Raw genomic sequence first — 23016 nt, forward strand, 5'->3', positions numbered from 1 at the left:
CTTGGAGGGCCGGCAGTGAGTACCGAGCTGGGTCGGCTGCGCAAACTACAGAACTACATCGCCGGTGAGTTCCGGGACGCCGCCGACGGACGGACCACCGAGGTGGTCAACCCCGCGACCGGCGAGGCGTACGCGACGGCGCCGCTGTCCGGGGCGGCCGACGTCGACGCCGCCATGGCGGCCGCCGCCGCGGCCTTCCCGGCATGGCGGGACACCACGCCCGCCGAGCGCCAGAAGCACCTCCTGAAGATCGCCGACGCGTTCGAGGAGCGCGCCGAGGACCTCATCGCGGCCGAGGTGGAGAACACGGGTAAGCCCATCGGGCTCACCCGCTCCGAGGAGATCCCGCCGATGGTCGACCAGATCCGCTTCTTCGCGGGCGCGGCGCGCATGCTCGAGGGCCGGTCGGCCGGTGAGTACATGGAGGGCCTGACCTCCATCGTCCGCCGTGAGCCGGTCGGCGTCTGCGCGCAGGTCGCACCGTGGAACTACCCGATGATGATGGCCGTATGGAAGTTCGCCCCGGCGCTGGCCGCGGGCAACACGGTCGTGCTGAAGCCCTCGGACACCACTCCCGCGTCGACCGTCCTGATGGCCGAGATCATCGGCGGGATCCTCCCCAAGGGCGTCTTCAACGTCGTCACCGGCGACCGTGACACCGGCCGTCTGATGGTCGAGCACCCGACTCCGGCGATGGCCTCCATCACCGGCTCCGTGCGCGCCGGCATGCAGGTCGCCGAGTCCGCGTCCAAGGACCTCAAGCGGGTGCACCTGGAGCTGGGCGGCAAGGCCCCGGTCGTCGTCTTCGAGGACACGGACATCCCCAAGGCCGTCGAGGACATCTCCGTCGCGGGCTTCTTCAACGCCGGTCAGGACTGTACGGCCGCCACCCGCGTCCTCGTCCAGGAGTCCATCCACGACGAGTTCGTCGCCGCGCTCGCCAAGGCCGCGGCCGAGACGAAGACCGGGCAGCCGGACGACGAGGACGTGCTGTTCGGCCCCCTCAACAACCCCAACCAGCTCAAGCAGGTCTCCGGCTTCATCGAGCGGCTGCCGGCCCACGCCAAGGTCGAGACCGGCGGGCAGCGGGTCGGCGACAAGGGGTACTTCTACGCGCCCACCGTCGTCTCCGGGCTCAGGCAGGACGACGAGATCATCCAGAACGAGGTCTTCGGACCGGTCATCACCGTCCAGTCCTTCTCGGACGAGGACCAGGCCGTGGAGTGGGCCAACGGCGTCGAGTACGCGCTCGCGTCGTCCGTGTGGACCAAGGACCACGGTCGGGCGATGCGGATGTCCAAGAAGCTGGACTTCGGCTGCGTGTGGATCAACACGCACATTCCGCTGGTCGCGGAGATGCCGCACGGCGGCTTCAAGAAGTCGGGGTACGGCAAGGACCTGTCCGCGTACGGGTTTGACGACTACACGCGGATCAAGCACGTGATGACGTCGCTGGACGTCTGATCCCGGCTGCGGCCGGATTGCGCTGCCCGGGGTGGACAAGTCACCCCGGGCAGCGCCCTTTTGGCAGGCCCGCCGGTGACCGGGGACGTAACCCGGCGTTGACCGGAGCCATCGACAGGGTGTCCGGTCCGGGACGGGGGGCCCGACGCAGCGTCGGTGCTTCGGCCTGGGTGACGTCGCTCCATACGCACGTCCGAGGGTCGGTGAACACGCACGCCACGCGGCTGAGACCGACGAGCGCGGTCATCGTACCGGCGGCATCCGGCCCAGTCCCTGCGGCCGGCCTGGTCACCAGCGGGGCGGTCGCTGTGTGCCGGGACGGAAAAGCTCGCTCCCCGGCATGCCGTCAGCCGCTCTTCTTCTGGACGATCACGACGCTGTCGCCGCCGATCCGCCCATGCTCCGGGCAGGATCAGAGCGCCGCCACTAGGTTTCGTGCCATGGCATACGACGGGGCAAGGCGGGTGGACTTGGTCCACTGTCCCGGGGATTCGCCGGGGTCGCCGCTGCAGGTGCGGGTGGGGGACGAGGTGGTCATCACTCTCCACGGATCACTCGGCTACGGGTGGACTCCGGTCGAGGTGGTCGCGGGACCCGTGACGGTGATCGAGGCGGAAGCGACCCGAGGGAACCGTGCGGGCCACGGTCAGGGCGACCGGTGCCGGTGAGGTGGAGCTGCGGTCGACGTCGTCGTTCCTTGGGGATCGGTCCGGGCCGCAGACGCGGCTGTGGCGGCTGCTGGTGCACGTCGAACCCCAGTAGGCGGAAGGCCGTTACGGGACCACGGTGAGGGTCAGTTGCCAGGCTCGTGAGGGCGGCCCGTGGTGGTCGGGGGTGTAGGTGTCGGCTGAATTGAGGGTGGCGGTGCCCGGAGCGGCGACGGCACGTGCGGTGGCGGAGCGGGTGCCGTCGGGTGCGAGGTGGTCGGCGAGCATGGTGACCGTGTTCGGGTTCGAGCTCATGACCGGCGCCCAGCTGTAGTTGGGAGGCGACTTCAGCGTGATGTGGATCGCCGTGCCGGCGTGGACGCAGGTGGTGCGTAGGGGGTTGTCGGCAAGCGGGTAGAGGATCGTGACGGTCCCACTGAGGCACAGGCGAGTGGAGCCACCGGCGGTAGCCGCCCGCGTGCTGGGGGACGCCGAGATGGAGCGGCCGGGCGATGTCGAACCGAGGACGGGGGAGCCGGAAGCGGACGAGCCGTCGGGGGTCGGGCTCCCGTACCACGACCGGGCCGAAGCGGAGACCGAGGGCTCCGTCTTGGCGGGCCCGGTAGCCCCGGTGCCGGACGCGCAGGCAGCGGATGAAACAGTGAGGGCGACTACGGCGAGCGAACGGGCGCCGGTGCTGCGGTGTCTCACGATGCCCCCAGGGGGAGTTGGGACAGGCCGGGGTTACGACGCGGTTGTGGTGCGATGGGTTCCCCGGTCCGGCAGACGCTCACGCTCCCGCTCCCGCTACATGACGACCCATCACGGGCAGGCGACAGCGGAGCAGATGCTGGCCTATCAGGAATTCCGCACACCGGGCGGGGTGCGCGAGCGGGAGCACACACGCCGTCCGGCAGGGCGCGTGGCATCGGCGCGGGTCGCGAAAGTGCCTGGTGTCAACTACCGATCCTGGTCACGAGCCGGCGCCGGCCGCCCGAGTCTGCCGCGCCCGCGTTGTCCTGTCGTGGGTGGGGACGACGTACTCGCCCCGCCGGGCGGTGTCCGGGACTTCTATCTCCAACCTGTGTTGTTCCTAGAATGGCCGGGTGAAGGACATCGACGCGATCGCGGCGCTGCAGGATCCGGTGCGACGCCGACTGTACGAGTACGTGACGGCGCAGGGCCGCGAGGTCGGCCGTAACGAGGCCGCCGAGGCGACCGGGGTGGCGCGCACGCTCGCCGCGCACCATCTGGACAGGCTGGCCCAGGCCGGGCTGCTCGAAACCGGCAGTCGCCGCCTGACGGGCCGTTCCGGGCCGGGAGCGGGCCGTCCCGCCAAGGTGTACACGCGGGCGCAGGGCGAACGGGTGGTGTCGCTGCCCGCCCGCGACTACCGCACAGCCGCCGAACTGCTCGCCGAGGCCGCCGAAAAGGCCGGCCTGGACGCCGGACTCTGTGCGGCCGCGCGCCACCGCGGCGAGGCCCTGCGCGGCTCGGCGGCACCCTGCGGCAGCCTCGAAGAGGCCATGGAGATGCTGTCCGCCCGCGGCTATGAACCGCACCTGGTGGGTGCCGGAGGCGGCGGAGGCGCCCAGGGTGTCGACGGCGCTCAGGACGTCAATGGTGCCGATGGCGCCGAGGGCGCGGTGGCCGCGCCTGTCGTCGTCCGTATGCGCAACTGCCCTTTCCACGCTGTCGCGGAACGTTTCCCGCCGCTCGTCTGCGGCATGAACCTCGCACTGCTGGAGGGGCTGCTCGGCACCGGCGGCCCCGTCCGGGCCCGCATGGACGCCCGGCCGGGGCAGTGCTGCGTGGTGCTCGAAAGTTCTAAAAACAACAGTGATTGACATAGAAGTTGGGGCATGCTGACATGAGGCCATGACCGCATCCACGTGTGCCGCTCACCTCGCCCAGCTCAATGTCGCCACGCTTCGTCACCCCCTCGACGACCCGCGCATCGCGCCGTTCGTCGAGATGCTCGACTCGGTCAACACCGCTGCCGACGGCGCACCCGGCTTCGTGTGGCGGCTCGTGGAGGAGGGGGCGGCCGACGCCACCGCCCTGCGCCCGGCCGGTGCGGACGTCATCGTCAACCTGACGGTGTGGGAGACCCAGGAGGCGCTATGGGACTTCACCTACCGCAGTGGCCACTTGGAGGTGATGCGGCGGCGCCGTGAGTGGTTCGAGCGGCACGTCGAGGCGCACCTGGTGCTCTGGTGGGTCCCCGCCGGTCATCTCCCGACCGTCGGCGAGGCCCTGGAACGGCTCGCGGACCTGCGCGCGCACGGCCCGTCCGCGCGCGCGTTCACCTTCGCCTCCTCCTACTCCGCCGCCGAGACCCACTCCGCGGACGAGACCCACTCCGCGGACGAGGCCTCCCGCGACCTACAAACCGCGGCGAGGAAGTAGAGGAAGGGGACCGGGGCTCCCTCGGGAGTGTGTACCGGTTCAGTGACCGGACCCCGTCTCCGGTGTGCCGTCGGGGAGTTGGGCCGGGTAGTCCTGGCCGAAGTCGGCCGATCGGCTCACCGGCTCCCAGGCGGCGGCCTCCTCCAGCTGGCCGCTCGAGTAGTGCTGCGCCATCTCGACGGCACCGGCGCCGAGGAGCAGGTGCGTGGGCGGGTTCGTCGTCTTGACGACCCGGACCAGGATCTCGCCGGCGCGCTGGGGGTCGCCGGCGGCGGAGACGGAACCGCCGAACAGGCGGACCATCTCGCCGACGGTGGGGTCGTACTCCGGGGTGACCTCGGGGATCCGCATCGAGGAGCCGGCCCAGTCGGTGGCGAAGCCGCCGGGTTCCACGACGAGGCAACGGATGCCGAAGGGCGCGCTCTCGGCGGCGAGGACGCGGGTGAAGCCGTCGACGGCGAACTTGGCGGCCTGGTAGGAGCCGAGGCCGGGGGTGCCGCCGACGCGGCCGCCGATGGAGGAGAACTGCACGATGGTGCCGCCGCCTTGGGCCTTGAGGACCGGGAGCGCGGCGGTGGAGACGTTGTAGACGCCCCAGAAGTTGGTGTCGAACTGGCGGCGGAAGTCGTCCTCGGGAGTGGTCTCCACGGCGGAGAGGTTGGCGTATCCGGCGTTGTTGACCACGACGTCGACCCGGCCGAAGCGGTCGACGGCCGCCCGGAGACCGGTCACGGCGGCCGGCCGGTCGGTGACGTCGAGCGCGACCGGCAGGACGCGGTCCCCGTACTTCTCGACGAGGTCGTCGAGCTGCTCGGGCCTGCGGGCTGTGGCGACCACGTTGTCGCCGGCCTCCAGGGCCGCGATCGCGAGGTGGCGGCCGAAGCCGCGGGACGAGCCGGTGATGAACCACGTGTGGGTACTCATGCCGACAGCACAACACGGTTGCGTTATTAGTGCAACCATGTTGTGTTAAGTCGATGTGGTGCTCAGGCGTGCCGCAGGGGCACCCCTCCCGTCCCGGCCGTCGTGTTCAGGGCGTGGTCGATGAAGCGCCGGGCGGCCGGGGGCAGGGCACGGGAGCCCAGACAGGCCACGCCGATGTCCCGGGCCGCCCGGACGTCGGTGAGTCTGAGGTAGCGGATGGGGAGGTCCGAGTTGGTGTCGGGAACCGCGGTGGCGTCCGGAGCCGCCGGGATCAGGGAGACGCCGAGGCCGGACGCGACCAGTCCGCGCAGGGTCTCCACCTCCTCGCCCTCGAAGCCCACGAGGGGGCTGAACCCGGCCTGGCGGCACAGGGTCTCGGTGACGCTGCGCAGGCCGTAGCCGGGCTTGAGCACGATGAACTGCTCGTCGGCCACCTCGGCCAGCCGCACCCGTCGGCGCTGCGCGAGCCGGTGGCGGGCGGGGACGGCCAGCCAGAGGGGCTCGACCAGGAGCCGCCGCCAGGTGATCAGCGGGTGGCCGGGATCCTTGCCGGTGATGATCAGGTCCGCGGTGGAGTCCAGGAGATGCTGGGTGAGACCGTTCTCGTCCGCCTGGTGCAGTTCGAACCGGACGGCGGCGAAGCGCTGCCGGAAACCGGTGACCAGTCTCGGTACGAGCCAGGTACCCAGGGTGTGCAGAAACGCCAGCGACACCACGCCTGTGTCGGGGTCGACGACCTCGGCCACGGCCCGTCGCCCCCGGTCGTAGCTGTCGAGGACGGTGTCGACGTACTCCTTGAACACCCGGCCGGCCGGGGTGAGCCGCAGGACCCGCCCGACCCGCTGGAAGAGCTCCGCGCCGACCTCGCTCTCCAGCCGGTTCAGGGCCCGGGAGAGGGCGGGCTGGGTGATGTGCGCGGCGGCCGCTGCCTCGGTGACGGTCACGCCCTCGGCCACGGCCTGGAAGGAGCGCAGTACCTGGAGATCCATGATCCTATTCTCCCACCGCATCGGACAGGCCGTATTCAGGCCCTGTGAGCATGACGGGGGAGTGTGGGGCGGCGCGCGGCCGGTGCGTGGTGGCCGGTGTGCCACTCGGTCGCCGCGTGAAGTCCCGGCGGCTCAGACGGCCTTGATGGGCGGGTACACCGGCTGCCACATCGCGGCCCTGACCCGGTCCTCGATGGAGTCGTCCACCGTCGCGCGGGCCACCCCGTCGGCCGCCGCGGCACGGGCCACCGCGACTGCCACGGCCGCCGACGTCTCGCGCAGCTGGTCGGTGAGGGGCAGGATCGGCGCTCCGGGGCCGGTGGCATCGGTCTGGCCGGCGACGGCGTGCGCGGAGGCCACCAGCATGCCGTCGGTGACCCGGGTGGCCCGCGCGACGATCGCGCCGAGACCGAGGCCAGGGAAGATCAGCGCGTTGTTGGCCTGCCCGATCGCGTACCGGACCCCGTCCTGCTCGACCGGGCGGAACGGGCTGCCGGTGGCGATCAGGGCGCGGCCGTCGGTCCAGGCCAGCAGGTCGGCGGGGACGGCCTCGGCAAGGTCCGTCGGGTTGGACATCGGCAGGATGATCGGCCGCTCGGCGTGCGCGGCCATCGTACGGACGATGTCCTCGGTGAAGGCGCCGCCCTGGCCGGAGGTGCCGATCAGGACCGTCGGCCGCACCCGCTCCACGACCTCGGCCAGCGCGATACCGCCCACCTTCTCGTCCCGGTGCCAGTCGGCGACCTCGGCGGCCGGGCGGGCGTAGCGGACCTGGAAGTCGCGCAGGCCCTCCTGGTCCTCGGTGAGCAGGCCGTAGCGGTCGACGCCGAAGATGCGGGCGGTGGCCTCGTCGGCGCTCAGTCCGTCGGCGACCATGGCGTCGCGCAGCTGGTCGGCGATGCCGATGCCGGCGGTGCCCGCGCCGAAGATCACCACGCGGTGGTCGCGCAGCGGGATCCCGCTGGCCTTCACCCCGGACAGCACGGCGGCGAGGTTGACGGCACCGGTGCCCTGGACGTCGTCGTTGAAGGTGAACTCGTGCGGGCGGTAACGGTCCAGGATGCGGCGGGCGTTGGCAGGGCCGAAGTCCTCCCAGTGCAGCAGGGCGTTCGGAAAGAGCCGGCGGGCGGTGGTGACGTAGGCGTCGATGAAGGCGTCGTACGTCTCCCGGTCCACCCGTCGGTGCCGGTTGCCGAGGTAGAGCGGGCTCTCCAGAAGTTCCTGGCGGTTGGTGCCGACGTCCAGCATGACCGCCAGAGTGCGGTCCGGGTCGATGCCGGCGGCGGCGGTGTAGACGGCGAGCTTGCCCACCGAGATGTCGATGCCGCCCACGCCCCAGTCGCCGATGCCGAGGATCGCCTCGCCGTCCGTGGCGACGATCAGGTCGACGTCGTCCGGGCCCAGGCCGGAGGCGGTGAGCGCGCCCTCGATCTCCTCCGGCGCGTCCACCGACAGGTACACGCCGGCTGGACGCCGGTACTCGTAGCTGTAGCGCTGGATCGCCTTGCCGACGGTCGGTGTGTAGACGATGGGCAGCATCTCGTCGAGGTGGTCGCTGAGCAGCCGGTAGAACAGCACCTGGTTGCGGTCGTGCAGCGCGGTGAGGTTGACGTTCTTGGCCAGATCGGTGGGCTGCGCCGCGTACTGCTGGTACGCCCGCTCGGCCTGCTGCTCCAGGGTCAGCACCGCCGGCGGCACGAGACCGACCAGGCCCAGCGACTGCCGTTCCTCCCGGGTGAAGGCGGTGCCACGGTTGAGGCGAGGCTGGGAGAGTACGGCACGCCCACGGGCGGTCGTCTCGATGTGCCCTTCCTCGGCATTCCACTGGGTCCTCATGATCGACTCCTCGTGGTTTCCGGGAATCCGTGATGTCTGCAAGCCTCGGCCGTCGGCTCGCATACGTCCAATACCTGGAATGGCGGCAATCCATGAGCGTCGGACATGCTTTGTGGGTCACCTGCGTGTTTTACGCATCCTGGGCGGTTGACCGGCCGACGTGCCATGACGTGGCTCGCAGATAACGAGCCTGCTCATTACCTGAATGCATTTCTTGCAGGCCAATGAGGCATGACACCTATGTCTTCGGTCCTGTCAGCATCGAAGGCGACACCGGGCGGACACACCTAGGCCGCCGGCCGGATGAGTCCCGACTCGTAGGCGAAGGTCACCGCCTGCACACGGGCGCGGGCGCCGATCTTCGCGAGGACGTTGCTCACGTGGGTCTTCACGGTGGTCGGGGCGATGGACAGCCACTGTGCGATCTCGGCGTTGGACCAGCCGGAGGCCACGGCGACCAGGACGTCGCGCTCGCGTTCGGTGAGGGCGCCGAGCCCCGATGTGCGGGGGAGGGGGCGGACGGTGTGCTGCTGGCGGACGGCGTCGATGAGCGCGCGGGTCAGACCGGGCGTGATGACGGCGTCCCCGGCGGCCACCACCCGGATGGCCGCGGTCAGTTCGGCCGGGTCGGCGTCGTCGAGCAGGAAGCCGCCGGCGCCCGCGCGCAGTGCGGCTCCGGCCTCCGCCTGCCGGTCGGCGGCGGTCAGCACCAGGACCCGGGGGGCGGAGGCCTCCTCGCCGGCGCCGGGGAACCCGGGGGCGCGGGTCGTCCGGCGGCCGGGGCGGGTGATGCGCCGGATGGTCTCGATGCCGTCCGCTCCGGACAGGCGGCTGTCCATGAGGACGACGTCGGGGCGGAGCGCGGCGCTCGCACGGATCGCGTCGTCGCCGTCCGTCGCCTCCCCGGCGACCGTCAGGCCGGGCTCGGCGGCGAGGAGCATGCGCAGGGCGAGGCGCTGGAGCGATTGGTCGTTGACGACGAGTACGGAGACCATGCCTGTCTTCTCCATGCGAGGTCCGTTCCGTGAACGAAACTGTTTCGTTCACATGCTACGCCTGGATCCGCCGCCTCGGGAGAGTGGGCCTGCTCACTCGGTTCTGCTCCCTTGGCTCCGCTCCCTTGGTCGAGGGCCAGTACGACCGGGGGGCCGGGCGGAAGAAAGTGTTATCCCGGACCCCCGCACTCCGTCTCCAGACTGTGATTCCCGACATTGCCAAGGTCACCGCCCCGGCTGAGAAGGTGCGGTCATGAGGACGGACGTGCACGTGTCGCGGCAGTGGCGCGCCACCATCGCGGCCGCGCAGGCGGGCGACCGGCGTGCGCTGGACGAACTGGTCGAGGGCTGGCTGCCGTTGGTCTACAACGTGGTCGGCCGCGCCCTCAACGGCCACGCCGACGTCGACGACGTCGTCCAGGAGACCATGCTGCGCGCCGTCGACAACCTCGGCGCCCTCCGCGACCCGGACAGCTTCCGGTCCTGGCTGGTGGCCATCGCCATGCGGCAGATACGGGACCGGGCCCGCCGCAGACAGGAGCGGAAGCTGGACGAGGGCGTCCCGGACGGCACCGCCGACTTCGCCGAACTCACCGTGCTGCGCCTGCAGTTGGAGGGTCAGCGGCGGGAGGTCGCGGAGGCGGTGCGCTGGCTGGACCCCGAGGACCGGCAGCTGGTGTCCCTGTGGTGGCTGGAGGTCTCGGGCGAACTCACCCGGCGCGAGCTGGCGGCGGCCGTCGGCATCAGCCGGCAGCACGCCGCCGTCCGCGTGCAGCGGATGAAGGAACGGCTGGAGGTCTCACGGGGCATCGTGCGCGCGCTGGACGGGGCCTGTCCCGCGCTGCGTGAGCTGACCGCCCGTTGGGACGGGCGGCCCGACTCCGTCTGGCGCAAGCGGCTGGCCCGGCACATCCGGGGCTGCGGCTACTGCGGCGACGCCCGCGACTCCGTCGTACCGGCGGAACGGCTGCTGGTCGGGATCGCGCTGGTGCCGGTGCCGGTGGGCTTCACGCTGTCGCTGGCCCTCGGTGGCAAGACGGTGGCCGCGGCGACCACGGCCGGGTGGTCGGCGAAGGTGCTGGGCGCGCTGACCAAGCCCGCGGTGGCGGTCACGGCGGGGGCGACGATCGTGGCGGGCGGCGCCTACGTCGTCGTACCGACCCCGGATCATCCGGCACCGCGTACGGCCGTCGCGCCCACGGCGGCGAGCAGCGGCGCGCGGACACCGACCCAGGCGGCCACTCCCACGCCGTCCTCGTCGGCCTCGCCCTCCGCGTCGCCGTCCCCGTCGGCGGGCGCCGACCGGTACGGCTCGGTCGTCGACGCGGTGGACCAGGCGCCGGCCCCGGACACCGAGCCCGGCACGCTCCCGCACCGGCCGGAGACGGGGATCACCAGCACGGGCGGGGCGCACACCGTGCTGAACCACCGCGGGGACAAGGTGACGCTGACCGGCCGGGGCTACGTCCTCGTCCGCTGGCAGATCGCTCCGCTGTCCCGGGCCGGCAACCTCGTCATGCCGAGCTGGACCGGCCTGAAGGGCAGGCTGTTCCATGTGGCGTCGGGCGGCGGTCGCCGGATGGACGACCGCATCAGCAGCACCGACGCCTCCTCCACCGGCATGGGCAGCTCGGCCACCGGCTACGCCGTCCTGCCGGCCGGAGCCCAGCAGATGTGGCAGAACGAGTACTTCTACGTCGTCGGGAGGGTGACGTTCACGGTGAACGAGCGGGGGGCGGACTACGGGGTGAGCGTCTTCCCGTCGACCTGGGACGCGGTGGAGAAGGACGTCCGGTACGGGCCTCCCGACGGGGCCGTTCGGTACGGGCTGGTTCGGGACAACGGGAAGGACTCGGCTCCGGTTCCGCAGTATGTGACGCGGGAGACGCCGAGCGATCCGGCGACGGTCGCTCAGCGGTCGGCCGTGTAGCGCCGTAGCGAGTCGAGCACGTCCACCCTGTTCGTGGTGATGGAGTCGACGCCCGTGTCCAGCAGGCGGCGCATCGAGCGGCGGGTGTCCGGGGTCCAGCACGAGACCAGGTAGCCGCTGCGGTGGACGTACTCGGTCAGGGCGTGGTCGAGGAGGGTGAAGCGGTAGTTGAGGTAATGGGGGCGGATCACGTCCAGGAGCGCGGGGCGCGTGGGTGCCAGCGTCTTGCGGGTCAGGGCGATCTCCGCCGTCGCGTCCGCCGCCCGTACCGCCAGCATCGCCGAGGCGTCGCCGGTGTAGTAGACGCGGTCCGTCGCGCCGCACTCCCGGGCCACGGCCACGATCCTGGCCACCGCCCGCTCGCTCGGGTCGCCCGGCAGGTCGATCATGACCCGGCTGTCCTCCGTCGCCGCCAGCGCCTCCGCGAGCGTCGGTACGCCGCCCGCCGTGAGGCCGCGCACCTCGTCCGCCGACAGCGCGCTCAGCGGGCGGTCGTGTTCCCAGAGGCGGTTGAGGGTCTCGTCGTGCAGGAGGACGGGGACGCCGTCACGCGTCAGGCGTACGTCGATCTCCACCGCGTCCGCGCCCCGTTGGAGCGCGGAACGCAGGGAGGCCGAGGTGTTCTCGCGGAAGCGGTAGGGGTCGCCGCGGTGGGCCACGGCGGTCACGGTCTGCATGAGCCCATGTTGTCAGGGCCCCGCGGCTGTTCTTCAGGGCCCGGGTCCCTTCTTCAGGACCCGCAGAGGTTTCCACGGCCCGGGAGTACCGTCAGGGCCCGCCGGGTTTCAGGGCGCGAGCCACGCCTTGGTGTGGGCGTCGATCTCCGCCGAGATCCTCGCCTTGCCCGCCTGGTCCAGGAAGGACGCCTCCACCGCGTTCTTGGCGAGGTCGGCGATGCCGCGCTCGTCGAGGCCGAGGAGACGGGCGGCGACCGCGTACTCGTTGTTCAGGTCGGTGCCGAACATCGGCGGGTCGTCGGAGTTGACCGTGACCAGCACGCCCGCGTCCACGAAGTCCTTGATCGGGTGCTCTTCGAGGGTGCGGACCGCGCGCGTGGCGATGTTGGAGGTCGGGCACACCTCCAGCGCGATGCGGTGCTCGGCGAGATGGGCGAGGAGCTTCGGGTCCTGCGCGGAACTGGTGCCGTGGCCGATGCGCTCGGCGTGCAGTTCGACGAGGGCGTCCCAGACCGTCCCGGGCCCGGTGGTCTCACCGGCGTGCGGGACGGAGCGCAGGCCCGCCGCGACGGCGCGGTCGAAGTACGGCTTGAACTGTGGCCGGGGCACGCCGATCTCGGGTCCGCCGAGTCCGAAGGAGACCAGGCCCTCCGGGCGGATCCGGTCGTCGGTCGCGAGCCGTACCGTCTCCTCGGCGGCCTCCAGGCCCGCCTCGCCCGGGATGTCGAAGCACCAGCGCAGCACCGTCCCGAACTCGGCCTCCGCCGCCTTCCGCGCGTCCTCGATCGCGTCCATGAAGGCCCGTGCGTCTATCCCGCGCCGGGTGGACGAGTAGGGGGTGATGGTCAGCTCGGCGTAGCGCACCTGCTGGCGGGCCAGCTCGCGGGCCACCTCATAGGTGAGCAGCCGGACGTCCTCGGGCGTGCGGATCAGGTCGACGACCGAGAGATAGACCTCGATGAAGTGGGCGAAGTCCGTGAACGTGAAGTAGTCGACCAGGGCCTTGGGGTCGGTGGGAACCCTGGAGTCGGGGTGCCGGGCGGCCAGTTCCGACACGATGCGGGGGGAGGCGGAGCCGACGTGGTGGACGTGCAGTTCGGCCTTGGGCAGCCCGGCGATGAAGGCGTGCACGTCGCGGAGGGCGGCGGGTTCGGCGTGACGGTCGGTCAAGGGTTCCTCCCCGGAACGGCGCGGGGCCGCCTTCGGCGGTGGTGCGGCCGTGAGCTGGCCCCTTGCGCGGTGATCGGCTGATCGGTGATTCGGGGTCATCGTAGGCCGGACCGGCGTTCGAGGTGGAAGGGCCTTAGCATGACGGCGGCATGCATGAGCATGACGGCGGCGTGCGTGCGTGCGGGAGCGTGCGGGTGTGTGGCGGGAGAGGGGACACCGCGGGATGACTGACGAGGCGCCTGAGGCTCCGAAGATACGGCTGGACAAGACGGCCGACGCGGGGGAAGGGGCGGGGGCCGGGGCGGAGGCGCCGGTGCCGCCGTCGGTCCATGACCAGCGGACGGTCGCGGCGATGCCGGGTGCGGACGCCGACGTGACCCCCCAGGGCTGGGACAACCCCTATGCGGCTCCGTCGGACACGCCTCCGGCTGCGAAGGCGAACCCCTTTGCGGCGCCGGGGGCGCACGCGTCGCCCAGTCCGTACGCCCCGCCTGCGCCGCCGTATCCGCAGAGCGCGGCTGTGCCTCCGCCGCCGATGGCTCCGGACGGCCCGGGTCAGGTTCCGTACGGCTACCCGGGGGCACCGGCGCCCGTGTCGGGGCCGGGTCCGGGGTATGGCTACCCCGGGCAGCCGTTTCCGCCGTACCCGGGTGGGCCCGGGCAGTACGGCGGCTGGCCCGGTATGCAGCCGATGCCCAACAACGGGCTGGGCACGGCGAGTCTCGTCACCGGGATCATCAGTGCGGTCGGGTTCTGTGCGTGGCCGGTCGCGCTGGTGATGGGGGTGCTGGCCATCGTCTTCGGGTCGATCGGCCGGGCGCGGGTCAGGCGGGGGGAGGCCACGAACGGTGGGCAGGCACTGGCCGGGATCATCTGCGGTTCGGCCGGGCTGGTGCTTGCCGCCGCGTTCATCGTGCTGCTTGTGGTGGCCGCGACCCAATAGGACGGCCGGCAGTTCCGGGTGCGGGCCGGCAGTTCCGGGTGCGGGCCGGTGCGGGCGGGTGCGGGCGGGTGCGGGCGGGTGCGGACCGGTCGCGCCCACCCGGCGGTAGCCGCAGATTCAATACAGCCCCGCGCCCCTTGGGGCGGGAGCAGTCCCTGCCGGGCAGAAGCATCGCTCCTTCAGATGGGACCAGCTCCCCCACCGGGCCTACGCCCCGGCCACCCGCAGCCGCTCCCGCGCCTCCATCAACGCGAACCCCAGCAAGTTCAGCCCCCTCCACCGCGCCGGATCCTCCGCCCCCTCATCCGTCGCCGCCAAGCCGATCCCCCACACCCGGTCCATCGGGCTCGCCTCCACCAGCACCCGGTCACCGGTCCCGAGCAGGAACTCCCGCGGGCCCGAGTCGGCCGCGAACTTGTGGACACTGCCGCGCACCACGATCCCGAGGCGCTCCCGCTCCCATATCGCCTCGTCGAAGTTCCGGACCAGCCGGCCCGCCTTCTTCGCCTCGGCGGGATGCGCGGCCGCCAGCACCCGGCTCTCCGCGTCGGCGTCCCCGAACAGCCGGGCCTTTCCTGCCATCATCCAGTGCTCGGCGGTCGCGTACTCCACACCGTCGACCACGAAGCGTGACGGCCACCACTGGCTCAGGCAGCTCGCGGACAGCTGCCCGTCCCGCGTCGGCCGGTGTCCCCAGAAGTGCAGGTACTTGATCCTGGCCCCCGCCTGGACCGCCCTGATCAGGGCTTCCACAGAATCGATCTTCGCCATGCATGCGAGTCTGGCAGGCACCACTGACACTCCGTCCCACCTTTTCCGTCCCGACTCGACATCTGGTCGACAGATTCCGTCGCGTAACCAAATGGCAACAACGGAATCACTTGTTGGACGCCATCCGCTCTGTCAGGATCGGCAGTCAATTCGAGCTGGAGCTACGCCACCCGCCTCTCGAGCGGGGTGACGGCGGAGGAGAAGCGACATGGACGACCCGGGCACCGCCACCCCGGAAACCTTCCCCGCGCAGGAGCGGCTCGCGGGCGGCGCGCAGTACATCGCGGGACGGTTCACCAAGGGCACGTCGGGCCGTACGCACGCCGTCGTCGACCCGGCCACCGGCGCGGACGTGTACACATACGAGCTGGCCGGGACGGAGGACGTCGACCGGGCCGTCGCCGCCGCGCGGGACGCCTTTCCCGGCTGGGCCGGGGCGACCCCCGGCGAGCGGTCGGACGCGCTGCACCGGTTCGCCGCCGTGCTCGCCGACCGCGCGGAGGAATTCGCCCGTGCCGAGTCCCTCCAGTGCGGCAAGCCGCTCAAGCTGACGCGTGAGTTCGACGTGCCGGGGACCATCGACAACACCGCGTTCTTCGCGGGCGCGGCCCGGCACCTCCAGGGGCAGGCGGCCGGTGAGTACTCCGGTGACCACACGTCGTACATCCGCCGCGAACCCATCGGTGTCGTCGGGTCGATCGCGCCCTGGAACTACCCCCTCCAGATGGCCGCGTGGAAGATCCTTCCGGCTGTCGCCGCCGGTAACACCATCGTGCTCAAGCCCGCCGAGCTCACCCCGCTGACCTCGCTGCTGTTCGCCGAGGCGGCGACCGTCGCCGGTGTCCCCGACGGTGTCATCAACATCGTCACCGGGACCGGGAGGGAGGCCGGTGAGCACCTCGTCGGGCACCCCGACGTCGCCATGACCTCCTTCACCGGCTCCACCGGTGTCGGACAGCGGGTGGCGGAGATCGCGACGGCGACCGTGAAGCGGCTGCATCTCGAACTCGGCGGCAAGGCGCCGTTCGTCGTGTTCGACGACGCGGACCTGGAGGCGGCCGTGCACGGGGCCGTCGCCGGGGCGCTGATCAACACCGGGCAGGACTGCACCGCCGCCACGCGCGCTTATGTGCAGCGACCCCTCTACGACGCCTTCGTCGAGCAGACGGCCGCCCTGATGGAGACCGTACGGCTGGGGGACCCGTTCGCTCCGGGTACCGACCTCGGGCCGCTGATCTCGCACGCCCAGCGGGACCGGGTCGCCGGGTTCGTCGAACGGGCCCGCGGCTACGCGCGCGTCGTGACCGGCGGTGAGCCGCCGCAGGACGAGCTCAAGAGCGGTGCGTACTACCGGCCCACGCTGATCGCCGACGCGCCGCAGGACAGTGAGATCGTCCAGTCCGAGATCTTCGGTCCCGTTCTGGTCGTTCTCCCGTTCGACAGTGATGATGAGGGCATCCGGCTGGCCAACGACACCCCGTACGGTCTGGCCGCCTCCGCGTGGAGCGGCAGCGTCTACCGGGCGAACCGCGCGACCCGCGAGATCAAGGCGGGGTGTGTGTGGGTCAACGACCACATTCCGATCATCAGCGAGATGCCGCACGGCGGCTACAAGGCGTCCGGCTTCGGCAAGGACATGTCGGCGTACTCGTTCGAGGAATACACGCAGGTCAAGCACGTAATGTTCGACAATACGGCGGTGGCGCGGAAGGACTGGCACCGCACGATCTTCGGGGACCGATAGTCAGATCCGGCCGCTCATCACGGCCCCCTTCCCGAAAGGGCATCAAGCGCATGAGGCAGTACGAGCCCGACCGCCCGACCCCGGTCGAAGTGGCCGCCATGCGGCGCGGCCTCCGCACCGGCCGGGCCGCCCTGGCCCGCCGTTCGCTGCTGGGCGGTGCGCTCGCGGTGGGCGGCGTCGGGGCGTTGAGCGCCTGCGGAATCCCCGCGGCCGGCAAATCCCAGGGCGGTGTCTCCGCCGACGACCACTCGGCCCAGGAGAAGGTGGTCAACTTCTCCAACTGGCCCGAGTACGTCGACGTGGACGACAGCGGGAAGAACCGTCCGACGCTGGACGCGTTCCGCAGGCGGAGCGGTATCACGGTGAAGTACACCGAGGACATCAACGACAACGACGAGTTCTTCGGCAAGATCCAGCCGCAGCTCGCCGCCGGCCAGGACACCGGCCGTGACCTGATCGTCCTCACCGACTGGCTGGCCGCCCGCATGATCCGGCTCGGCTACGTCCAGAAACTGGACGCGTCGAACCTGCCGCACGCCTTCGCCAACCTGTCGGACCAGTTCCGCAGCCCCGACTGGGACCCGGGCCGGGCCTACTCGTACCCCTGGCAGGGCATCTCGACGGTCGTCGCCTTCAACAAGAAGGCGCTCAACGGCGTGGAGGTGAAGTCGGTCTCCGACCTGCTCGACAACCCCGCGCTCAAGGGCCGGGTCGGCCTGCTGACCGAGATGCGCGACACCGTCGGCATGACCATGCTCGACATGGGCAAGGACCCGGCGAAGTTCACCGGCGACGACTACGACGCGGTGATCGCCCGTCTGCAGAAGGCCGTCGACAAGGGCCAGGTCCGCCGCTTCACCGGCAACGACTACACCTCGGACCTCAGCAAGGGCGACCTGGCCGCCTGTGTCGCCTGGGCCGGCGACATCGTGCAGCTCCAGGCTGACAACCCGGACGTCGCCTATGTCATCCCGGACAGCGGCTATATGACGTCGACCGACAACATGCTGATCCCCAACAAGGCGCGCCACAAGACGAACGCCGAGCGGCTCATGGACTTCTACTACGAGCCCGAGCCTGCCGCCGAACTCGCCGCCTACATCAACTACGTCAGTCCGGTCGCGGACGTGCAGCCGTACCTCGCCAAGATCGACAAGTCGGCGGCGGACAACCCGCTGATCGTTCCCGACAAGGCCATGCAGGCCAGGTCCCATGCCTTCCGCTCGCTGAGCTCGAAGGAAGAGACGGCCTACCAGCAGAAGTTCGCGAAGCTCACAGGGGCGTGACGACACCATGACGACAGACAGCAGCGGCGACGTCCGCCTCTCCGGCATCGGCAAGACCTATGGAGCCTTCACCGCTGTACAGCCGATGGACCTGACCGTGCCGCAGGGCTCCTTCTTCGCCCTGCTCGGTGCCTCCGGGTGCGGCAAGACCACCACCCTGCGCATGATCGCGGGGCTGGAGGAGCCGACCAGCGGCACCGTGCACCTCGGCGACCAGGACGTGACCCATCTGCCGCCGCACAAGCGGCCGGTGAACACGGTCTTCCAGTCGTACGCCCTCTTCCCGCACCTCGACATCTTCGAGAACATCGCCTTCGGTCTGCGCCGGCGTGGCATCAAGAGCGTGAAGAAGCAGGTCGAGGACATGCTCGACCTGGTGCAGCTCGGGGAGCAGGCGAGGAAGAAGCCCCACCAGCTCTCCGGCGGTCAGCAGCAGCGGGTCGCGGTGGCCCGCGCGCTCATCAACCACCCCAAGGTGCTGCTCCTCGACGAGCCGCTCGGCGCCCTCGACCTCAAGCTGCGCCGTCAGATGCAGCTGGAGCTCAAGCGGATCCAGACCGAGGTCGGCATCACCTTCGTCCATGTCACACACGACCAGGAGGAGGCCATGACCATGGCCGACACGGTCGCCGTGATGAACGCCGGGCGGGTGGAGCAGCTCGGTTCGCCGGCCGATCTGTACGAGAACCCGAACACGACCTTCGTCGCCAACTTCCTCGGGACGTCGAACCTGATCGAGGCCGAGGTCGACACGGAGAACGGCGACGACATCGTGCTGAAGGCCGGCGACGGCAAGCTGGTGCTGCCCAAGGCGCGATGTTCGGCACCGACCGGGGCGGGCGGCAAGGTGCTCGTGGGCATCCGGCCCGAGAAGATCTCCCTCACCCACGCCGACGACGCCGGCTCGATCCCCGAGGGGCGCAACCGGATCACCGGCAAGATCGCCGACGCGAGTTTCATCGGCGTCTCCACGCAGTACGTCATCGACAGCGCGGTCTGCCCCGAGTTCGCGGTGTACGTGCAGAACGTCGAGCGCGACGGCCGGCTCGTCCCGGGCGCCGATGTCGTGCTGCACTGGAGCCCGGCCCACACCTTCGGTCTCGACGCCGCCCAGTCCCTGCTTGCTGGGACAGTCGGCTCCGCCGGCACCGAGGAGGAGGCCGCCTGATGGCCACGCTCTCCGAGGCGCCGCCACCCCTGGCGCAGGCCGAACCCGCGAAGAAACCCCCGCGCAAGCGGGGCCGGTTCACCCCGTACTGGCTGCTGCTGCCCGGCATTCTCTGGCTGATCGTCTTCTTCGCGCTGCCGATGATCTACCAGGCGTCCACGTCCGTCCAGACGGGTTCCCTGGAAGAGGGCTACAAGGTCACCTGGCACTTCGCGACCTACTGGGACGCGCTGAGCGAGTACTGGCCGCAGTTCCTGCGGTCCGTCTTCTACGCGGCCGCGGCCACCGTGCTGTGTCTGGTGCTCGGCTACCCGCTGGCCTACCTGATCGCCTTCCGCGCGGGACGCTGGCGGAACCTGATCATGATCCTGGTGATCGCGCCGTTCTTCACCAGCTTCCTGATCCGCACCCTGGCCTGGAAGACGATCCTCGCCGACAACGGCCCGGTCGTGCACGTACTGAACTCGCTGCACATCCTGGACCTCACCAACTTCGTCGGCTGGACAGCCGGTGACCGGGTGCTCGCCACTCCGCTGGCGGTGGTGTGCGGACTGACGTACAACTTCCTGCCTTTCATGATCCTGCCGCTCTACACCTCGCTGGAGCGGATCGACGGACGGCTGCACGAGGCGGCCGGCGACCTGTACGCCAAGCCCTTCACGACCTTCCGGAAGGTCACCTTCCCGCTGTCGATGCCGGGTGTGGTCTCCGGCACGCTGCTGACCTTCATCCCGGCGGCCGGTGACTACGTCAACGCCGAACTCCTCGGCTCGACCGACACCCGCATGATCGGAAACGTGATCCAGACGCAGTTCCTGCGGATCCTCGACTACCCGACGGCCGCCGCGCTCTCCTTCATCCTCATGGCGGCGATCCTGCTCATGGTCACGATCTACATTCGCCGGTCCGGGACGGAGGATCTGGTCTAAATGCCCTTCGTCAACTGGTTCAAGAAGCGTCTCGTCGTCATCGCGGGACTGCTGACCCTCGGTTATCTGCTGCTGCCCAACATCATCGTCACGGTGTTCTCCTTCAACAAACCGAAGGGGCGCTTCAATTACGCATGGCAGCAGTTCTCGCTCGACGCCTGGAAGCAGCCGTGCGGGGTCGCCGACATGTGCGGCTCGCTCTCCATCAGCCTCCAGATCGCCATCTGGGCGACGGTCGGCGCCACGCTCCTCGGCACGATGATCGCGTTCGCGCTGGTCCGCTACCGCTTCCGCGCCCGCGGCGCCGTGAACTCGCTGATCTTCCTGCCGATGGCGATGCCCGAGGTCGTCATGGCGGCCTCGCTGCTCACCCTCTTCCTGAACATGGGCGCCCAACTCGGCTTCTACACGATCCTGATCGCCCACATCATGTTCTGCCTCAGCTTCGTCGTCACCGCGGTCAAGGCGCGCGTGATGTCGATGGACCCGCGCCTGGAGGAGGCGGCCCGGGACCTCTACGCCGGTCCGGTGCAGACGTTCCTCAGGGTCACCCTCCCCATCGCTGCCCCCGGAATCGCGGCGGGCGCGCTGCTGTCCTTCGCGCTCTCCTTCGACGATTTCATCATCACCAATTTCAACGCGGGCTCCACCGTCACCTTCCCCATGTTCGTCTGGGGTTCGGCACAGCGCGGCACGCCCGTCCAGATCAATGTCATCGGTACGGCCATGTTCCTGGTCGCCGTAGCGCTCGTGCTGGTATCGATGCTCATCACCAACCGCCGCAACCGGCAAAAGGCATAGAGAACTCTGTAGGGAGCTGAAAATCATGGCCCCAAGCGCCATGAGCCGTCAGGCAGATTGGACCAAGTCTCTTTCCGAAGCACAGCCGGTCCCGTACTGGCTCGAAGACCCCGGCAAGCCCCACCCCGGGCCCGCGCTCACCGGCGCCGACACCTGCGACCTGCTGGTCGTCGGCGGCGGATACAGCGGACTGTGGACCGCGCTCAACGCCAAGGAGCGCGACCCCGGACGCGAAGTGGTCCTGCTGGAAGGCCGTGAGGTGGGCTGGGCCGCCTCCGGCCGCAACGGCGGCTTCTGCGCCGCATCCCTCACCCACGGGCCGGCCAACGGGCTCGCCCGCTGGCCCGGCGAGTTCCACCGGCTGCAGGAGCTGGGCCGGCGCAATCTCGACGAGATCGAGGCCGCGGTCGCCCGGCACGGCATCGACTGCGAGTTCGAGCGCACCGGCGAGATCGACGTCGCCACCGAGACCTACCAGGCGTGGGAACTGCGCGACTGGCACAGGGAACTGGAGCGGAAGGGCCTCGCGGACGGCATCGAGTTCCTCGACGCCGACGCCGTGCGCGAGCAGGTCAATTCACCCACCTTCGAGGCGGGCCTGTGGGACCGCCGGGGCGTGGCCATGCTGAACCCGGCCAAGCTCGCCTGGGGCCTCAAGCAGGCCTGCCTCGCCCTGGGTGTCCGAGTCTACGAGCACACGCCCGCCCTCGACCTGAAGGCGTACGGCGCCGGCATGGCCGTCCGCACCCCGTACGGCTCGGTCCGCGCCCGGCGGGTCGCGCTCGGCACCAACATCTTCCCGAACCTGGTGAAGCGGGTCCGCGCCTACACCGTCCCGGTCTACGACTACGCCCTGATGAGCGAGCCGCTCACCGCCGAGCAGCTCGGCGCGATCGGCTGGAAGAACCGGCAGGGCCTCGGCGGCTCGGCCAACCAGTTCCACTACTTCCGGCTGTCGGCGGACAACCGCATCCTCTGGGGCGGCTACGACGCGATCCACCACTACGGCGGCCGGGTCCGCGCCGAGTACGACGACCGCCCGGAGACCTACGCCAAGCTCGCCGGGCACTTCTTCACCTGCTTCCCGCAGCTGGAGGGCATCCGCTTCACGCACGCGTGGGGCGGCGCGATCGACACCTGCTCCCGCTTCTCGGCGTTCTTCGGCACCGCGCACCAGGGGAAGGTGGCGTACGCGGCGGGCTACACCGGCCTCGGTGTCGGTGCCACCCGCTTCGGCGCCGATGTGATGCTGGACCTGCTGGCCGGCGAGGAGACCGAGCGCACCCGCCTGGAGATGGTCCGCAGGAAGCCGCTGCCGTTCCCGCCCGAACCCTTCGCCTGGACGGGTATCGCCCTCACCAAGTGGTCCCTGGCCCGCGCCGACGCCCACGGGGGCCGCCGCAACCTGTGGCTGAAGGCGATGGACCGGCTGGGACTGGGCTTCGACAGCTGATCCTTCGGGTGTGTGATCCAGGTTCACCCCAATGAGGTGGCGAAACCCGCGTAATGCCGCCGGAGGACCTCCCTCTCTCCCCGTGACGCGACACCCGCGTCCACGAGTGGGACTGGGAGGTCTTCTGATGACTGGGGCGAAGACGGCGGTCGAATGGCTGGCATCCGTCGCACCTGACCCCGAGGCATGCCGCTGGGAATGGGAGCGCAATCCCCTGGGGGTCGCGCTGCTGCCCGCAGGCAAGGCCTGGGACGTACTGATCCTGCCGGGCGACCTCGGCTACCCCACCCTCGATGTGCTCACCCGCGTCCTCGACCAACCAGGGCCTGTCCTGGTCGACTTCGGGGACAACCGGGTGGGTTTCTTCGTGCCGCCCGGCACGGCCGCCCGATGGCTCGGCACCGGTATCCGCACCGCGGGCGCCGGAACCTGGATCGTCGTGCCGTATCCCGGCCGGTCGACCCAGGGAGTGCGCTGGCTGGTGGCGCCGGACGGCTCGGGCACGCTGACCGATCCGGCGCTGCTGGAGCTGGCCATACACGAGGCTGCCGCCGGCTTGGCCGACGGCTGAGCGCCGTGGCGTGCGGAGTCCAGACGGCGACCGGGACCTAGGCCACCGTGACCGGCCTGTCCCCGTCGACGGCGTACAGCTTCCAGGTCACCGCCGTGAACGACTCCGGCCCAGTCAACGGCCCCCGCCCCACCACCGCGTCAGCGGGGCGGGGCTGGACGCGAACGCAGCATCACCGCCAGTGGTGCCCGTTGCGCAAGCCCGGCGCTTTAGCGCCAATGCCGCGTAGTTAAGCCGCAGGCGAGATGGTCAAGTTGGGCGGGACTTGGGGCTTGGGCCGGTACGAGGACGGGACCTCTGGTAGAGCAG

Annotated in this window: 19 protein-coding genes and 2 pseudogenes; 13 read left to right on the top strand and 8 right to left on the bottom strand. The window is 70.4% G+C overall.

Annotation, left to right across the window (positions count from 1 at the left end; genetic code table 11):
- The first annotated feature begins 15 nt into the window (after positions 1-15).
- Positions 16-1464, top strand: coding sequence for a gamma-aminobutyraldehyde dehydrogenase (locus ABZ396_RS36210; RefSeq protein ID WP_358921437.1), 1449 nt, complete (start codon positions 16-18; stop codon positions 1462-1464).
- Positions 1465-2237: 773 nt separating this feature from the next.
- Here the strand turns inward: ABZ396_RS36210 and ABZ396_RS36215 are convergent.
- On the bottom strand, positions 2238-2822 hold the full coding sequence (locus ABZ396_RS36215; protein ID WP_358921438.1) for a hypothetical protein: 585 nt from the start codon (positions 2820-2822) through the stop codon (positions 2238-2240).
- 395 nt (positions 2823-3217) lie between these two features.
- Between ABZ396_RS36215 and ABZ396_RS36220 the strand changes: the two genes are divergently transcribed.
- Positions 3218-3958 carry a transcriptional regulator gene (locus ABZ396_RS36220; protein WP_358921440.1) on the top strand — a complete coding sequence of 247 codons (741 nt, stop codon included), beginning with the start codon at positions 3218-3220 and terminating at the stop codon, positions 3956-3958.
- 31 nt (positions 3959-3989) lie between these two features.
- Complete coding sequence (locus ABZ396_RS36225; RefSeq protein ID WP_358921442.1) at positions 3990-4520, top strand: DUF3291 domain-containing protein; 531 nt, start codon at positions 3990-3992, stop codon at positions 4518-4520.
- Between the two features lie 39 nt (positions 4521-4559).
- Here ABZ396_RS36225 and ABZ396_RS36230 read toward each other — a convergent pair whose 3' ends face one another.
- The 4 genes from ABZ396_RS36230 to ABZ396_RS36245 form a co-directional block, all read right to left on the bottom strand.
- The gene (locus ABZ396_RS36230) at positions 4560-5444 is read right to left on the bottom strand and encodes an SDR family NAD(P)-dependent oxidoreductase (protein ID WP_358921443.1); all 885 of its coding nucleotides are present in this window, start codon (positions 5442-5444) and stop codon (positions 4560-4562) included.
- Positions 5445-5506: 62 nt separating this feature from the next.
- A complete protein-coding gene (locus tag ABZ396_RS36235; RefSeq protein WP_358921445.1) occupies positions 5507-6433 on the bottom strand; it encodes a LysR family transcriptional regulator in 927 nt (308 codons plus the stop codon).
- 132 nt (positions 6434-6565) lie between these two features.
- Positions 6566-8269, bottom strand: coding sequence for an NAD-dependent malic enzyme (locus ABZ396_RS36240; protein WP_358921447.1), 1704 nt, complete (start codon positions 8267-8269; stop codon positions 6566-6568).
- A 287-nt stretch (positions 8270-8556) separates the two neighbouring features.
- On the bottom strand, positions 8557-9264 hold the full coding sequence (locus tag ABZ396_RS36245) for a response regulator transcription factor (RefSeq protein ID WP_358921472.1): 708 nt from the start codon (positions 9262-9264) through the stop codon (positions 8557-8559).
- A 253-nt stretch (positions 9265-9517) separates the two neighbouring features.
- On the opposite strand from ABZ396_RS36245, the gene ABZ396_RS36250 reads away from it, so the two are divergent.
- Positions 9518-11194, top strand: coding sequence for a sigma-70 family RNA polymerase sigma factor (locus ABZ396_RS36250; RefSeq protein ID WP_358921449.1), 1677 nt, complete (start codon positions 9518-9520; stop codon positions 11192-11194).
- On the opposite strand, the gene ABZ396_RS36255 is transcribed toward ABZ396_RS36250, so the two are convergent.
- A complete protein-coding gene (locus ABZ396_RS36255; RefSeq protein WP_358921450.1) occupies positions 11176-11871 on the bottom strand; it encodes a glycerophosphodiester phosphodiesterase in 696 nt (231 codons plus the stop codon). The genes ABZ396_RS36250 and ABZ396_RS36255 overlap by 19 nt on opposite strands.
- A 108-nt stretch (positions 11872-11979) precedes the next feature.
- A pseudogene (locus ABZ396_RS36260) lies at positions 11980-13130 on the bottom strand (adenosine deaminase).
- A 134-nt stretch (positions 13131-13264) separates the two neighbouring features.
- Between ABZ396_RS36260 and ABZ396_RS36265 the strand changes: the two are divergent.
- A complete protein-coding gene (locus ABZ396_RS36265; RefSeq protein WP_358921451.1) occupies positions 13265-13984 on the top strand; it encodes a DUF4190 domain-containing protein in 720 nt (239 codons plus the stop codon).
- Between the two features lie 207 nt (positions 13985-14191).
- On the opposite strand, the gene ABZ396_RS36270 is transcribed toward ABZ396_RS36265, so the two are convergent.
- On the bottom strand, positions 14192-14755 hold the full coding sequence (locus ABZ396_RS36270) for an NADAR family protein (protein WP_358921453.1): 564 nt from the start codon (positions 14753-14755) through the stop codon (positions 14192-14194).
- 208 nt (positions 14756-14963) lie between these two features.
- On the opposite strand from ABZ396_RS36270, the gene ABZ396_RS36275 reads away from it, so the two are divergent.
- From ABZ396_RS36275 to ABZ396_RS36310, 8 genes and pseudogenes are all read left to right on the top strand, one after another.
- Entirely contained in the window at positions 14964-16499 is a 1536-nt protein-coding gene (locus tag ABZ396_RS36275) for a gamma-aminobutyraldehyde dehydrogenase (protein ID WP_358921455.1), read from the top strand.
- A 50-nt stretch (positions 16500-16549) separates the two neighbouring features.
- Positions 16550-17785 (top strand): spermidine/putrescine ABC transporter substrate-binding protein, encoded by a 1236-nt coding sequence (locus ABZ396_RS36280; protein ID WP_358921457.1) that lies wholly within the window; start codon positions 16550-16552, stop codon positions 17783-17785.
- A gap of 7 nt (positions 17786-17792) precedes the next feature.
- A complete protein-coding gene (locus ABZ396_RS36285) occupies positions 17793-18953 on the top strand; it encodes an ABC transporter ATP-binding protein (RefSeq protein WP_358921458.1) in 1161 nt (386 codons plus the stop codon).
- Positions 18953-19882: an ABC transporter permease gene (locus tag ABZ396_RS36290; RefSeq protein ID WP_358921460.1), complete on the top strand. Its 930-nt coding sequence runs from the start codon at positions 18953-18955 to the stop codon at positions 19880-19882. Before ABZ396_RS36285 ends, ABZ396_RS36290 begins: the two co-directional genes overlap by 1 nt.
- Positions 19883-20683 carry an ABC transporter permease gene (locus ABZ396_RS36295; RefSeq protein WP_358921462.1) on the top strand — a complete coding sequence of 267 codons (801 nt, stop codon included), beginning with the start codon at positions 19883-19885 and terminating at the stop codon, positions 20681-20683. It abuts the gene before it with no gap.
- Between the two features lie 25 nt (positions 20684-20708).
- On the top strand, positions 20709-22136 hold the full coding sequence (locus tag ABZ396_RS36300; RefSeq protein ID WP_358921464.1) for an FAD-dependent oxidoreductase: 1428 nt from the start codon (positions 20709-20711) through the stop codon (positions 22134-22136).
- A 127-nt stretch (positions 22137-22263) separates the two neighbouring features.
- Positions 22264-22707: a hypothetical protein gene (locus ABZ396_RS36305; RefSeq protein ID WP_358921466.1), complete on the top strand. Its 444-nt coding sequence runs from the start codon at positions 22264-22266 to the stop codon at positions 22705-22707.
- A 17-nt stretch (positions 22708-22724) separates the two neighbouring features.
- Positions 22725-22817: pseudogene (locus ABZ396_RS36310) on the top strand (fibronectin type III domain-containing protein); the annotation flags it as partial.
- Between the last annotated feature and the right edge of the window lie 199 nt (positions 22818-23016).

The sequence above is a fragment of the Streptomyces sp. NPDC005866 genome (assembly GCF_040629895.1).
Lineage (GTDB): Bacteria > Actinomycetota > Actinomycetes > Streptomycetales > Streptomycetaceae > Streptomyces.